The sequence below is a fragment of the Brevinematia bacterium genome (assembly GCA_039630355.1).
GTDB lineage: Bacteria > Spirochaetota > Brevinematia > DTOW01 > DTOW01 > SKYB106.
In genome coordinates this window covers 1-13,419 of record JBCNVF010000027.1, presented here as the reverse complement: position 1 = coordinate 13,419, position 13,419 = coordinate 1, and the positions used below count along the sequence as shown (strand labels likewise).

The following is a 13,419-nucleotide window of genomic DNA, read 5'->3' as shown; positions in this document are numbered from 1 at the left end:
CAGCAATGTTATTGTAAACACTGCAACTTATTGTGTTTCCATCACCATCCAAAAATATCCCCCCTCCGCTGGCATTAGCACTATTCCCATATACATAGCAACTTATTGTATTTCCCTCACCAAAATATAAACATATCCCCCCTCCGCTGTCATTAGCTATATTCCCATATACATCGCCACTTATTGTATTTCCCCTACCAAAACATAAACATATCCCCCCTCCGTTAGTAGCACTATTACTATATACACTACCATTTACTACATTCACTCTACTAGCCAAATATATCCCCCCTCCATTCCGACCAGCAATATTACCATATACGTTCCCACTTATTATGTTTAAGTAATAATAATCTTCTTCATCATTCTCAGAACTGCTAGCATGCTTATCCAAGTATATTCCTCCACCACTATTAATAGCACTATTACTGTATACACTGCCCTTCACTGTATTTTTACGGCCAGATAAATATATACCTCCTCCATTAGTAGCCTTATTTCCATATACATCTCCACTTATTGTGTTTGTATCACCATCCAAATATATCCCCCCTCCGCTGTCATTAGCTATATTCCCATATACATCGCCACTTATTGTGTTTTTATAACCATACAAAAATATCCCCCCTCCGCTGGCATTAGCTCTATTCCCATACACATTGCCACTTATTGTATTGTTACTAGCTTTCTCATCTAAAAATACTCCTCCTCCCCACATAGCGACATTACTGTACACTCTACCACTTACGGCGTTATTATTACCACCCAAATATATTCCTCCTCCAGAGTTATCAGCTCTATTCCCATACACATTGCCACTTATTGTATTGTTACTAGCTTTCTTATCTAAATATACTCCTCCTCCCCACTTAGCGATATTACCATATACATTACCACCTATAGTGTTGCTAATAGCTCCGTCTTCCAAGTATATCCCCCCTCCAATCTGAATAGCAGTATTATCAAAAACAACGCCGATTACCGTGTTGTGACTACCATACAAAAACATACCTCCACCATAATCAGCCCTGTTACCAGATATCACCACATTACCTATATAACTGTAGGATACATCTCCAAAGTATATTCCCCCTCCTCTATCGTGTGGATCTTCCATACTAGCACTTCCTCCTTTTATCATTAAATTGCTCAACACTACATTCGTAACATTCGTTGCAAATATTACATGATAAAGAATACCCTTACCGTCCAACTCACTATACCCTACTACCTTGTTGAAACTATTGTCCCATCCCCCTATCAGCTTCACATTGTTATTCGTTATCACCACCCCACTATCACCTGTGTCCAGACCATTACCCGGTGTGAATGAACCCCTTGTGATGTATATCTCGTTGATAGCATCACTTCTCACCTTCCCCAAAGCAATATGTATGCTCCTCACGGGTGTAGTTTTTGTCAGTCCATTGTTTGAGTCTTTACCATTGACCGACACGTATATTCTAATAGTACTGACAGAACCCCCACTCTGTACCGAACTCGTATCTTCAGCTTCCTCTGCGGCATGCACAAACACAGTCTCTATCCCTTCACCCAAGTCTTTTAGTTTGTTATTCCAGCTCTCTGTACCATCTATTTCCAGAACCACTATGTCACCACCAGCAAAACCACTAATTGGATAATCTAGCATAACCTTTGGTAGTACAGTATCACTCTGCTTCATCCCGTTCTTTGGAGCTACTTGTTGCTGTTCCAGTTCAAAAAGACAACTTGTGTGTAAAAGATAGCTAGTGGAAAGCGAAACAATCAAAATTGCTATAACAGCACCTCCTTTCATACACTCCTCCTATGACACTTATGATACCCTTAAGGTTACTAAGGATAGTATCATAACCCTAAGGGTTCTCAGGTCAATATTATATCTTTCTTACACAATTTTCAAGTTGTTTGAGGAGGGTGTTCAAAAATTGCATATAATGCTTACTGAAGTAGGATATCCGCCAACAGCAGGAAGAAGGACAAGATAAGCCAGTGGGGGGTATGAGTTCGTGAGAAGGTTGTTGGAAGAGTTAGACGTTGAGATTGTTGAGAGGGCTATGATTAGGGTAAAATCAGAATACTCTTCCACGAAAAATACCAAATCTTGACCAAACTTCAGACTAACCCTAGCTAGATTCAAAGATTTACTCTCAGTTTTGAGGTTTTTGAAGATCTGATATCAACATTTCTTTTTGTTACAGCTCTCAATTAAAATTATAGATAGATATGATTAAGACAATGCCTCACGACATAGAGGCCGAAAAGGCATGCCTAGGAGCAATAATTATTGATAACGAAAGAATCTCAAAAATCATTGATATCCTAAGAGAAGAACACTTCTATCTAGACAAACACAAGGACATATTCAGAGCGATAATGAGCCTTTACGAAAACAAGGAACCCGTAGACATCATAACACTTCAAAATAAACTTAAGGAGCTGGGTAAGTTTGATGAAGTTAGTGTCTCATATTTATCTTCTCTACTTGACATAATCCCAACCACAACTAATGTGGAATATTACGCTAGAATTGTCTACGAGAAGTATATCCTTAGATCAATAATAAAAGCCTCTTCCGAGATAATAGATATCGCAACGAAGGAAAATGTTGATATCAACGAAGCTATTGAAATGGCTGAAAGAAAACTACTTGAGTCAATTGACATAAGAAGACAGTACGACTACTTTAAGCTTAGAGACATTGTAGTTGAAACTCTTAGAGGAATCCAAAAGTTAGCAAAGGAAAAAACCGTTTACACAGGAGTTCCATCGGGGTATAGTGCAATTGACGATATGACAGGAGGGTTCCAGAGGGGTGACTTGATAGTTTTTGCTGGAAGACCAGCGATGGGGAAAACTGCCTTTGCCCTAAACCTATGTCTCAATATGTCAAAAGAAGGCAAAAAGGTACTAATATTCTCTCTTGAGATGTCTAAAGAACAACTAGTTCAGAGACTACTTTCAACAGAGTCAAAGATTGATCTAAAGTCTTTAAGAACGGGTAATATCAAGGAGTCTGATTGGGAGTCCATACTTGAAGCAGCAATAAGACTATCTTCCCTAGATGTGATTATTGACGACACTCCCTCCGCCTCAATAATTGACATAAAGTCAAAAGCTAGAAAGATCTTTGCCAAAGAGAAAGGAATTGATGCTATAATCATTGACTATCTCCAGATAATAGAAGTTCCAAAAGGAATCTCGGTAATAAGAAGTAGAAACGAGGAAATAGGATTCATCTCTAGGAATTTAAAAGCTCTGGCTAAAGAGTTAAACATCCCAGTCATAGTTCTCTCACAGCTTTCAAGAAGCGTAGAAAAAAGAGTTGACAAAAGACCAATACTTTCTGACCTTAGGGAAAGCGGAAGCATAGAACAAGATGCCGATCTTGTTGCCTTTCTATACCGTGATGAGTATTACAATCCTTCAACAGACAAGAAAAACATTGTTGAGATAATACTATCAAAGCAAAGAAACGGACCTGTAGGAACGGTAGAACTTCTATTCATAAAGGAAATAGGAAAATTTGAGTCCCTCTCGGTATCAGACTTTTCCTACGAGGAATTTCCAAGAGATGAATATGAGGAAGAAATCAATGAAGACTTTGATGAAACGTTTGATGAAGATGAATTTGAGGAGGATAAATAAATAATGTCACTGATAGAGTTCAGGAATGTCTACTTTACATACACTGGAAGAAACTATATACTAGAGGGAGTGAACTTATCAATGCCTGAACGAGGGATAGTGTGCGTTGTTACTGAGCCTGGTAACGGTAAAAGCACTTTCCTAAAGCTTATAAAGGGTATACTTCTACCAACAAGAGGCAAAGTAATTACTTTAGATATAGATACCTCAAGAGCAGATAAGGAGAAGATGATGCAGTTGCACACAAAAATCTCAATCCACTTCCAGGATGTTTTTCTCATCAGCAATATTGACATTTACACTAACCTAGCGTTACCCCTACTATACAACACAAATCTCTCACAAAAAGAAATAGAGTATGAAGTTGATAAAACTCTTGACCTGTTTGACCTAAAAACTCTTAAATACGAAATGCCCTTTAACCTAAGTCTTACGGAGGCAAAACTTGTTTCTATCTCTAGAGCATTTATGAGATCACCAAGAATAATACTTCTTGATGAGCCCTTTTCATTTCTTGACAGTTATTACAAAGCCCGCCTCATAGAGATTATGGAAGAGAACAAGACTACCTCTGAAATAATCTTTACAACTTCCGACGAGATCTACACACAAAACTCAGAATTCGTGTTATATATTCTAAACGAAGGAATCTCAAATAAAGTTTGTCTACTAGATAAGAAGACAGGTGAAGAAAAATGCTTTACTTCTAGATCCTGACGGGTATTCCGCAATCCCTCAGATACTCCTTTAACTCAACTATGTCCACTTCCCTAAAGTGGAAGATGGACGCAGCAAGCGCTGCAGTGCAATTAGTTTTTGTGAAAACTTCTAGGAAATGTTCTTTCCTACCAGCACCACCAGAAGCTATCACCGGTATCTTCACAGCTTCTGAAACTTCCTTCAGTATCTCTATATCATATCCCTCTTTAGTTCCATCTGCGTCAATACTCGTAAGCAGTATCTCTCCAGCTCCAAGCTTTTCCACCTTTGTCGCCCATTCAACCGTGTCCAAACCTGTATCTTCTCTACCTCCCCTTATGAAAACTCTATGAACACCATTTACCTTTTTCGTATCAATCGCTACAACTATACATTGAGAACCAAACCTCTCAGCACCCTCCGAAATCAAATCAGGATTTCTCACTGCAAATGTGTTTATAGATACTTTATCTGCACCAGCAAGCAACATCTCCCTAATATCATCAACACTCCTTATTCCCCCACCAACCGTAAAAGGAATTGATATACTATCAGCTACTCTTCTAGCTACATCCACCAAAGTCTTTCTATCCTCATACGAAGCAGTTATATCAAGAAACACAATTTCATCAGCCATGTTATCGTTATACACAACAGCATTCTCCACAGGATCACCAGCATCAACTATATCTACAAACTTAACACCTTTCACCACTCTACCCCTGTCTATATCCAGACAAGGAATTATCCTTTTAGCTAACATAAAAGCATTATCTAAGATTCGGAACCCAGCAGTCTAGTTTCCCAAAACAACTCTACTCACCAATCACTATAACACCCTAAAAAGCCTTGGAAACTGCTCCCAGAAACAAACTCAACATCCACACAAAACTTACTCCCTCTTATAGAAAGAATACCCCTCTATATATTTCCAATCCGGCAAGAGAACCATAACCTGAAATGGAGAAAGCTTTACACTCACACTACTCACTCTGCAAAGAAAACTCTCTCCAGAAAAGTAATCCACAACCTTAAGAGCATCATGAAAATGAGAATAAGGAATAAATACCTTCTTCTCAACGGATCTATCAGTAGGGTTTATAAAGACTATTGAAAACTCCTCTCTCCTCCTACCAAACCTCATATAAGCCAGAAAAGAGTAGTCAGTCAAAGATGAAAGATCTACAAACTTTCCTTTTCGCAGCTCTACTCTAGATTTTCTCAGCTTTATAAACTCTCTATAGACCGACATAATGCTCTTGTTCCACTTATCAACATTCCATATCATTACATTCCTAGCACTCTCTTCTCCACATTTTCCAGAAAAAAGTCCGATTTCTTCACCGTATAATACCACTGGAACACCTGGAAAAGTAAACTGCACTCCCAGTAATACCCTATACACCTCAATATCCTCACCTATAACATCAAGAATCCTAGAAGTATCATGCGAAGACAGAATGTTGAGAGAATTCAACAGCACATTGTATCTAACACCCTCTACAAGATGCCTTACCCCCTCTGAGAAAGAGTGAATTGAGATTTCACCTCTCACAAGAGAAAAAAGCAACTCTGAGAGATAATAGCTCTGTAGAGAATCTAAAACCTTACTCCATTCACCGGCAAAATTAAAAACCTCCCCCATTACTACAACATCTCTGTTAATCCTATGAGCAGTATCTTTTATCAACTTGGTCACCTTCATTCCTAAGTCATTTGCGCAATCTAACCTAATCCCGTCTATACCTTTAGATAACCAAAATTTCAATACACTTTTCTCTGACAAAATCAACTCATCCAGAACCTCGCTGTTGGTCAAATTAAGCTCTACTAGGTCACTCCCCCTCCATCTATTATATACTCCTCCATCAAATACAAAATAGTCTCTGTATCTAGAATTTTCGTTGTTAAGAACGTCTTGAAACCACCTGTGCTTCTCTGAAACATGGTTGAAAGGTATATCTAGGATCACTTTGATCCCTCTTCTGTGACACTCGCTGACAAAGTTTTCAAAGTCCTCCATTGTTCCGAGAATAGGATCAACCTCATAGAAATCCAAAACGTTATATCTATGGCTACTCACTGCCCTAAACACGGGATTTATATATAAAGCATCAAAACCCCAGTTTTGGACATAATCAAGCTTTTCCACTATACCTCTTAAAGTTCCTCCATAGAAACCTTTAGGAACAGAAACATTTTTCTCAGGTTTATAAAAAAGATCAGGAAATATCTGGTAGAGAAGTCTTTCTCTAAGCCAATTAGGCATACTGCGTTTCTTCAACTCCTAGATAAGCATCAATAACTCTTTGGTCGTTCTTGACTTCTTCAGGTGTCCCCTCTGCTATCTTTTCGCCGTGATCTAGAACTATAACCTTATCGGATATCCCCATAACTATCATCATTTGATGCTCTATGAATAATACAGTAATCCCCATATCTCTAATCTTCAACACTATCTCCATAATTTCGTTTACTTCCCTGTAGGTCATACCAGCAGTAGGCTCATCAAGAAGCAATAACTTTGGCTCAGTTGCCAGCGCTCTTGCAATCTCAAGCCTTCTCTGTAAGCCATAAGGCAAATTCTTAGCTAAAGTGTTTATATAGTTCTCAAGCCCAAGCATCCTTATAAACTCAACTGATCTTTCCTCTATCTCCCTCTCGGTTGAACGAAAATCCCTGGTTCTAAGAATTGCATCAAAAAAGGAAGCAAGCCCCGACTTACTTCTAACATGTCTTCCTATCATCACATTCTCAAGAACAGTCATATTGTAGAATAACCTTATATTCTGGAAGGTTCTAGCAATACCAATTCTTGCACATTCATAAACTTTTATGTTAGTGATATCCCTACCCTCAAATATAACTCTACCCGTATCTGGCTTATAGAAACCAGAAATGATGTTAAATATTGTTGTTTTTCCAGCTCCGTTTGGCCCTATTACTGAAACTATCTTGTTCCTTTCTATCCTGAAAGATACATTGTTAACAGCCTTTACTCCACCAAAATGCTTTGAAACATTCTCAACCTCCAGTAACACATCCTCTCTCTTCACCACAATCCTCCTCCATCATACCTAAAAACCTACCTTAACACACCATAACCATCAAACTTTCCCTAAGTTCCATACTAATAACTCTCTAGAAACTTCTCGCTACAACAAAAGTTAGTCCCCAAACCATGGATCTAAAAATCTCAACAAAGCAAATCAACTAAAATCCTTAGCACCCTCTGAAGAGAGTTTCTAGACTCTACATACAGAGTTACTCCACTACAATCTCACATACCCACGCTACCTTACATATATAGACTCTACTACCGTCTTCACACCTTTATATTCAACAATGATGTCTACACTTCCTTGACGCACTCCTCTAACTGTTACCCTTGATCCTTTTGCTGGAGAAATTTCTACAATACCAGGCTTAGAGAGAATCCATGTTGGATTCACAGGAATAGGTTTGCCTTTAGGATTTCTGCCTTGAGCTGAAAGGACAACTGTGCCACCAACATCTATCTCTATCCCTGATGCAGAACGCCCTACTTCACCCAGAGGGACATCACCAACATATACCAATATTTTTGATAACTCTTCATCCTCAACCACAACCATAGTTGCAGTTTCCTTCATTGCAGTTTCTCTTACCTTTACTTTAAACATCTTAGGACATCCCAGGAGGTAAACCACCGAACCTAAGATCGCAGCTAAAACCAATATTGTCTTCCCTCTCATACTTCCACCTTCTCATCGTCTGTAAGTATAAAAGAAAAAAATTTCCATTTGACAACATTCAATGAAACACAATAATGTCAAAAAGCAGGTTAAAAACAAGATCTTCGAGTGATGTTTTATTTCAAGTTTGGAAATCTTGTTGTTTATAATTCTGGATAAAGATATGGGCAGTATCACCGAAAAAGCTAAAAAGATTCTAGCTAAGATTGAGGAAAACTTTGAGATTTTCAGAGTAAGTGAGAAGGCAAAGCGAATAGAAGAAATATCCGATCTTATCTCCGAGGCATACTCTCACAACGATGTGCATTCAGCATCAAAGCTTTTGATAGAGCAAACCTCATTAAAAAAAGAAGTCAATAAGTGGGAAAACTTAAAGAAAGAAGTAGAAGGACTGATATCACTCTCTGAAGAAGGCGAAAAGCTGGAGGACATTGGAATACTTCAGGAAATTGAAAAAAACCTAAACCTAATAGAACAAAAATTGAATACCTACGAGATAGAAAAGTTCTTTGACCCCCTGATAGACAATACAAACTGTTTCGTCAACATTCACCCTGGCGCAGGAGGTGTTGAGTCCTGTGATTGGGCACAAATGCTTTTGAGAATGTACACGAGATTCTTTGAGAAGAAGGGATTCAACTATGAAATTGTTGATCTTCTTCCAGACGATGTTGCAGGAATAAAAGATGCAACAATTTATGTCCAAGGAGAGTATGCATTTGGATACCTCAAGCCTGAAACAGGAATTCACAGACTTGTAAGAATTTCACCCTTTGATGCTTCAAAAAGAAGACATACTTCATTTGCCGCAGTCCATGTCATTCCTGAAATAAAGGATGATGATCAGATAGTCATAGACCCTTCGGAAATCAAGATTGAAACTTTTAGGGCAAGTGGTAAAGGAGGACAGCATGTAAATAAAACTGAGTCTGCGGTGAGAGTAACCCACATTCCTACTGGACTTGTTGTAACAATACAGAATGAAAGATCTCAAGCACAAAATAAGGAGTTAGCTATGAAGATACTAAAGTCCAAGCTTTACGAAATCAGGGAAAGAGAAAAAAGAGAAAAGATAGAAGAGGTTTCTGGTGAGAAGAAAGACATATCCTGGGGTAATCAGATAAGAAGTTATATATTACATCCTTACAACTCAGTTAAAGATCACAGAACTGGAATAGAAACTACAAACACTTCCTCCGTGTTGGACGGAGAAATTGATATATTCATAAATGCTTACATAAAGTGGGATTATCTAAACAAGTCTAAGTAGACAGCTACTTGCCCCTCCATTTTCTGAAAACCACACAAGCATTATGTCCACCAAAACCAAACGAGTTTGATAGAGCGTATTCTATATCCATTTCAATCGCCTTGTTTGGCACAAAGTCTAAATCACATTCAGGGTCAGGTTCCTCTTGGTTTATAGTTGGATGTATTTTCCCGGTCTCAAGCATTTTCACAACCGCTACTGCCTCAACACCTCCGGCTGCTCCCAAGGTATGACCTACCATTGACTTAGTAGAGTTAACCTTCAACTTGTATGCATGTTCTCCAAATACACTTTTTATTGCTAATACTTCAGCTTTATCACCCAGAGGTGTGGAAGTTCCATGTGAGTTTATCAAACCAACATCTTGTGGTGAAATACCTGCACTTCTAAGAGCATTTTTCATAGCTATTGCTGCACCAGAGCCATCAGCACAGGGTGCAACATGATGGTATGCATCACCACTTACACCATATCCAACAATTTCAGCATATATCCTCGCACCTCTTTTCAAAGCATGTTCTAAAGACTCTATTACAAGTATTCCAGCACCCTCTGATATTACAAATCCGTCCCTATTCTTATCAAACGGCCTTGATGCTTTCTCCGGTTCATCATTTCTTGAAGAAAGAGCATCAATCTGTGTAAATCCAGCTATACAAAGGCCATTCAACGCAGCCTCAGAACCACCAGTTATCATTACATCAGCATCACCATTTAGAATATGCATTACTGAGACCACTATAGAATGATTTGCCGAAGCACAGGCAGAAACCGCAGTATAATTCGGCCCCCTAAAACCATACTCTATTGACACATAACCAGAAGCAGTATCCGCTATTGACATAGAGATAAAGTTTGGATTAACCTTCCTCCTTCCCTCCTGAAAAAACTTCACAGAGTTATTATAAAACTGTAGCCCCCCTCCTATCCCCGAACCTATTATTACCCCCACTCTCTCCTTATCAAGAGAGGAATAATTATTCAAACCTGCATCTTCAATAGCTTTCCTTGAGGCATATATTGCAAAATGAGTATATCTATCCGTCCTCCTCACAACCTTCTTGTCAAGAAAGTTCTCAGCATCAAAATTCTTTATCTGCCCCCCAATCTTAGAAGGAGATTCAGAATCTAAATCCTCAATCTCTAAAGTAGAAATACCAGACTTACCAGCAACTAGGTTATTAAAATACTCCTCAACTTCAAACCCCAAACTCGTTACTATTCCTAAACCAGTTACTACTACCCTCTTCGTCATTTCTCCCTCCTAAAGCTTTCCGTTATTGTAAAAATTCATCAATTTAAAAATCAATTAAACCACAAACATAACCTCAAAATTACCTATTCTCTAAATCTTCATCCCTGTCAGCAGGATTTAAACTTCCTGCTTACCTACTCCCTCTGGTTCTAGATAGCGCTTATCAACCGCAAGGTTTCACTAGACCATGAGAGAAAAAAGAAAACTTTACTTAATAGAGAAATAAAAGAAAAACCTGCCTAACTGTTAAATTTTGGAATTTATTGTAAACACAAAATGAAACTTGAAAATGATCAGTAACGAGATAATAATTGATATCGTGAGTTCTATCTCTACTGTATCAAAAACTTTCCACTACAAAAATAGTTTTCACACCTAAAACTATGCAACTTAGTGAGATAGCAAAAAGAAAAGATAAGATCATTTCCAGAATACTAAAAACTCATAACATCTCCATAAACGAGCTGAGAGAGATACTAACCTCTTATCTTGAAGGAATAAATCTCTCCTGGATGATTGTTGAGAAGTTTGGCCTTGAAAAAAAAGTTGAAAACTGGTTCATCTTCTCACAGACCCTGTTGAATTACGTTCTAAAAAACAAATTCCACTGTTACTTAAATATAGGGAGAGAGACGGAGCTAAAGGGATGCAGATACCTTTCTTCTCTAGGTTTTAGCATAATATCCTTAAATTACCACTCTAGGAATGGTGAGGTGGATATAATCTGCTATGACGGTAAATCTATAAGATTTGTTGAAGTTAAAAGCACATTTTCAAAATTTATTCCTGAGGAGAAGCTTAGCAAAGGAAAAGCTAATAAAATACTCACTGTATCCGAAGATTTTATTAGCGAAATAGATTATCAAGATGTTGGATATGACGCTTTAGTTTTGAGCGAGGGCATATTTAAGTATTACAAGGACTACCTTGTATAGAAAAGATGGGGACAAGGATGTTCCCAGGATATACACGAAGGAGGGACAAGGATGTCCAAGATTAGGGTAAGGCAGTCTAAAAACCGCCTCCGTTCCAGCCTCACGGAGGAGGAGATCAAGGAACTGAGGAGTAAGATAAGAGATCCAGCCTACATTGACTATGTAACATCTCAACTTGCCTCAATCATCTTCTCTAAGATTGGTAAAGATATAAACTTAGATGAATTTTCTCCGAAACCCCAGAAACAGCCAGATCAATAGCACCTTCGGCCTGTAGTCTATTCCCAAAGAGAGATCCCTCTCACAGGGATCTCTCTACATATCTTCTTAACCACTCCTTCATCTCATTTCTAACCTCAGAATGCTCAACTAGAAACCTTATGAACGCTTTTGAATACTCAATCGGTGTTCCTGTATCAAAAAAATCCTTACCATCAACTTCAAGTCCCACCACCCTTCCCATACTACACAACTTGTTCAAAGACGAAATATGATAAAACTCCCCTTTCCCTCCAAACCTATCCCATTCATCCCTAAGCAACTCTATAAGCTCATTTGTGAAAAGGTATCTTCCTATTGCAATGTAACCTGACGGAGCCTCACCAGGCTTTGGTTTCTCAATAACTTTTTCTACCTCAAAAAAACCACTCTTTTCCACCACTTTCACTACCCCAAACCTTGAAACATCCTCACCACTTTTGTTAACCAAAGACAATACACTCTTTCCAGTGACTTTGTGTAAGTCAATAAGCCTTTTACTCAGAGACGGTGATGAAATCACTATATCATCAGGATAAAGCAGAATAAAAGGTTCTCTACCTATAAAACTAGAAGCTTCCAAAATAGCATTACCCACCCCCATCATCCTCTTCTGCCTAACAAAACATACATTAACACTGTAAGGCTTTATCAACTCTTCTTTACCACTTCCCTTAAAGAATGTCTCAAGCTCAAACTCTACATCAAAATAGTCATCTAATGTTTTCTTTCTTCTGCTAGTCACAACAATTATATCTTCTATTCCAGCTTCCATAAGCTCAGCCACAGCAAAATGTATTGAAGGGATATTATACAAAGGAAGCATCTCCTTAGGAACAGTTTTCGTAACTGGAAAAAACCTACTTCCATAACCTGCAGATATTATTACTCCCTTCATCATTAAACCTCCCCAGCTACGGGTCCACACCCTCTACCTCAACTCTTTGATTTTGGAAAACATCCTACCATCGTCATAAAATACTTTATAAAATACTTTCACAACCTTACCAACAAAACTATCATCAGAAACCATATCAGTAACTACAGAAGCAAAAGTAGCAAAGCTAAGCTTTGAATACACCGAAGCATCATAGAAACCCTTTGGAAAAACACCATACGCTTTACTAAACACAAAAACAAAACTAATCACAAATACTAGCAAAAAACACAACTCAAACCTTCCCATAACCCATCCCCCATGACCTAATACTTATAAGATACATCCCTAAGAACACACACCTTACCCCCCGATAAAACTATATCCTTAAAGCCATTATAAAAAAGAATACCCCCTTCAAAAGGCCCCTCAATCCTAACAATCTCCAATTCCTTATTCACAAAACATAGATAATTCTCCTTCACAAACTGCATATACATAGGATTACCATACATATCAGGAAGATTATGGTTGAAAAATGCAAATATTTTTTCAAGCACCAGAACAATAACATTGTATCTACTAAAATAATATCCACCACCTACCTCTAGCCATTCTCCCACACTACCTCTGTGCCCCACCTCCTTAAGAGAATATCTCGTACCTCCGACTTCTATGTGCGTGTTTAATTCCATAAACTTCTTAACAAGGCTCGGATCATCAATAACCTCAGGCATATTCCC

14 protein-coding genes are annotated in these 13,419 nt (G+C 38.3%); 5 read left to right on the top strand and 9 right to left on the bottom strand.

Annotated elements, in window-relative coordinates; all coding sequences use genetic code 11:
- Positions 1–1,798, bottom strand: a 1,798-nt coding sequence (locus ABDH28_02250; GenBank protein MEN2997847.1) for a hypothetical protein, incomplete at its 3' end; no start/stop codon positions are given.
- Positions 1,799–2,226: 428 nt separating this feature from the next.
- Between ABDH28_02250 and dnaB the strand changes: the two genes are divergently transcribed.
- Together dnaB and ABDH28_02240 are read left to right on the top strand one after the other, a co-directional pair.
- Positions 2,227–3,648, top strand: a complete 1,422-nt coding sequence (gene dnaB, locus ABDH28_02245) for a replicative DNA helicase (protein ID MEN2997846.1) — start codon at positions 2,227–2,229, stop codon at positions 3,646–3,648.
- 3 nt (positions 3,649–3,651) lie between these two features.
- Entirely contained in the window at positions 3,652–4,365 is a 714-nt protein-coding gene (locus ABDH28_02240) for an ATP-binding cassette domain-containing protein (protein MEN2997845.1), read from the top strand.
- Here ABDH28_02240 and hisF read toward each other — a convergent pair.
- From hisF to ABDH28_02220, 4 genes are all read right to left on the bottom strand, one after another.
- A complete protein-coding gene (gene hisF, locus ABDH28_02235) occupies positions 4,355–5,110 on the bottom strand; it encodes an imidazole glycerol phosphate synthase subunit HisF (GenBank protein ID MEN2997844.1) in 756 nt (251 codons plus the stop codon). The genes ABDH28_02240 and hisF overlap by 11 nt on opposite strands.
- 129 nt (positions 5,111–5,239) lie before the next feature.
- The gene (locus ABDH28_02230) at positions 5,240–6,616 is read right to left on the bottom strand and encodes an alpha-amylase family glycosyl hydrolase (GenBank protein MEN2997843.1); all 1,377 of its coding nucleotides are present in this window, start codon (positions 6,614–6,616) and stop codon (positions 5,240–5,242) included.
- Positions 6,609–7,406 carry an ABC transporter ATP-binding protein gene (locus ABDH28_02225; GenBank protein ID MEN2997842.1) on the bottom strand — a complete coding sequence of 266 codons (798 nt, stop codon included), beginning with the start codon at positions 7,404–7,406 and terminating at the stop codon, positions 6,609–6,611. Before ABDH28_02225 ends, ABDH28_02230 begins: the two co-directional genes overlap by 8 nt.
- Before the next feature lie 234 nt (positions 7,407–7,640).
- On the bottom strand, positions 7,641–8,081 hold the full coding sequence (locus tag ABDH28_02220) for a hypothetical protein (GenBank protein MEN2997841.1): 441 nt from the start codon (positions 8,079–8,081) through the stop codon (positions 7,641–7,643).
- Positions 8,082–8,244: 163 nt separating this feature from the next.
- Between ABDH28_02220 and prfB the strand changes: the two genes are divergently transcribed.
- Positions 8,245–9,351, top strand: coding sequence for a peptide chain release factor 2 (prfB, locus tag ABDH28_02215; protein MEN2997840.1), 1,107 nt, complete (start codon positions 8,245–8,247; stop codon positions 9,349–9,351).
- 4 nt (positions 9,352–9,355) lie between these two features.
- Here the strand turns inward: prfB and fabF are convergent, their stop codons facing one another.
- The gene (fabF, locus tag ABDH28_02210) at positions 9,356–10,606 is read right to left on the bottom strand and encodes a beta-ketoacyl-ACP synthase II (protein ID MEN2997839.1); all 1,251 of its coding nucleotides are present in this window, start codon (positions 10,604–10,606) and stop codon (positions 9,356–9,358) included.
- A gap of 383 nt (positions 10,607–10,989) precedes the next feature.
- Between fabF and ABDH28_02205 the strand changes: the two genes are divergently transcribed.
- Entirely contained in the window at positions 10,990–11,541 is a 552-nt protein-coding gene (locus ABDH28_02205; protein MEN2997838.1) for a YraN family protein, read from the top strand.
- 51 nt (positions 11,542–11,592) lie between these two features.
- Positions 11,593–11,802 carry a hypothetical protein gene (locus tag ABDH28_02200; protein ID MEN2997837.1) on the top strand — a complete coding sequence of 70 codons (210 nt, stop codon included), beginning with the start codon at positions 11,593–11,595 and terminating at the stop codon, positions 11,800–11,802.
- A gap of 40 nt (positions 11,803–11,842) precedes the next feature.
- Here the strand turns inward: ABDH28_02200 and ABDH28_02195 are convergent, their stop codons facing one another.
- The 3 genes from ABDH28_02195 to ABDH28_02185 all read right to left on the bottom strand — a co-directional run.
- Entirely contained in the window at positions 11,843–12,697 is an 855-nt protein-coding gene (locus ABDH28_02195) for a UTP--glucose-1-phosphate uridylyltransferase (protein MEN2997836.1), read from the bottom strand.
- Between the two features lie 33 nt (positions 12,698–12,730).
- Positions 12,731–12,985 (bottom strand): hypothetical protein, encoded by a 255-nt coding sequence (locus tag ABDH28_02190; GenBank protein MEN2997835.1) that lies wholly within the window; start codon positions 12,983–12,985, stop codon positions 12,731–12,733.
- Between the two features lie 17 nt (positions 12,986–13,002).
- On the bottom strand, positions 13,003–13,419 hold a 417-nt coding region (locus tag ABDH28_02185), incomplete at its 5' end, for a hypothetical protein (GenBank protein MEN2997834.1).

Coding starts and splice junctions, on each gene's coding strand:
- dnaB (MEN2997846.1), top strand. CDS start 2,227: ATGATTAAGACAATGCCTCACGACATAGAGGCCGAAAAGGCATGCCTA.
- ABDH28_02240 (MEN2997845.1), top strand. CDS start 3,652: ATGTCACTGATAGAGTTCAGGAATGTCTACTTTACATACACTGGAAGA.
- hisF (MEN2997844.1), bottom strand. CDS start 5,110: ATGTTAGCTAAAAGGATAATTCCTTGTCTGGATATAGACAGGGGTAGA.
- ABDH28_02230 (MEN2997843.1), bottom strand. CDS start 6,616: ATGCCTAATTGGCTTAGAGAAAGACTTCTCTACCAGATATTTCCTGAT.
- ABDH28_02220 (MEN2997841.1), bottom strand. CDS start 8,081: ATGAGAGGGAAGACAATATTGGTTTTAGCTGCGATCTTAGGTTCGGTG.
- prfB (MEN2997840.1), top strand. CDS start 8,245: ATGGGCAGTATCACCGAAAAAGCTAAAAAGATTCTAGCTAAGATTGAG.
- fabF (MEN2997839.1), bottom strand. CDS start 10,606: ATGACGAAGAGGGTAGTAGTAACTGGTTTAGGAATAGTAACGAGTTTG.
- ABDH28_02205 (MEN2997838.1), top strand. CDS start 10,990: ATGCAACTTAGTGAGATAGCAAAAAGAAAAGATAAGATCATTTCCAGA.
- ABDH28_02200 (MEN2997837.1), top strand. CDS start 11,593: ATGTCCAAGATTAGGGTAAGGCAGTCTAAAAACCGCCTCCGTTCCAGC.
- ABDH28_02195 (MEN2997836.1), bottom strand. CDS start 12,697: ATGAAGGGAGTAATAATATCTGCAGGTTATGGAAGTAGGTTTTTTCCA.
- ABDH28_02190 (MEN2997835.1), bottom strand. CDS start 12,985: ATGGGAAGGTTTGAGTTGTGTTTTTTGCTAGTATTTGTGATTAGTTTT.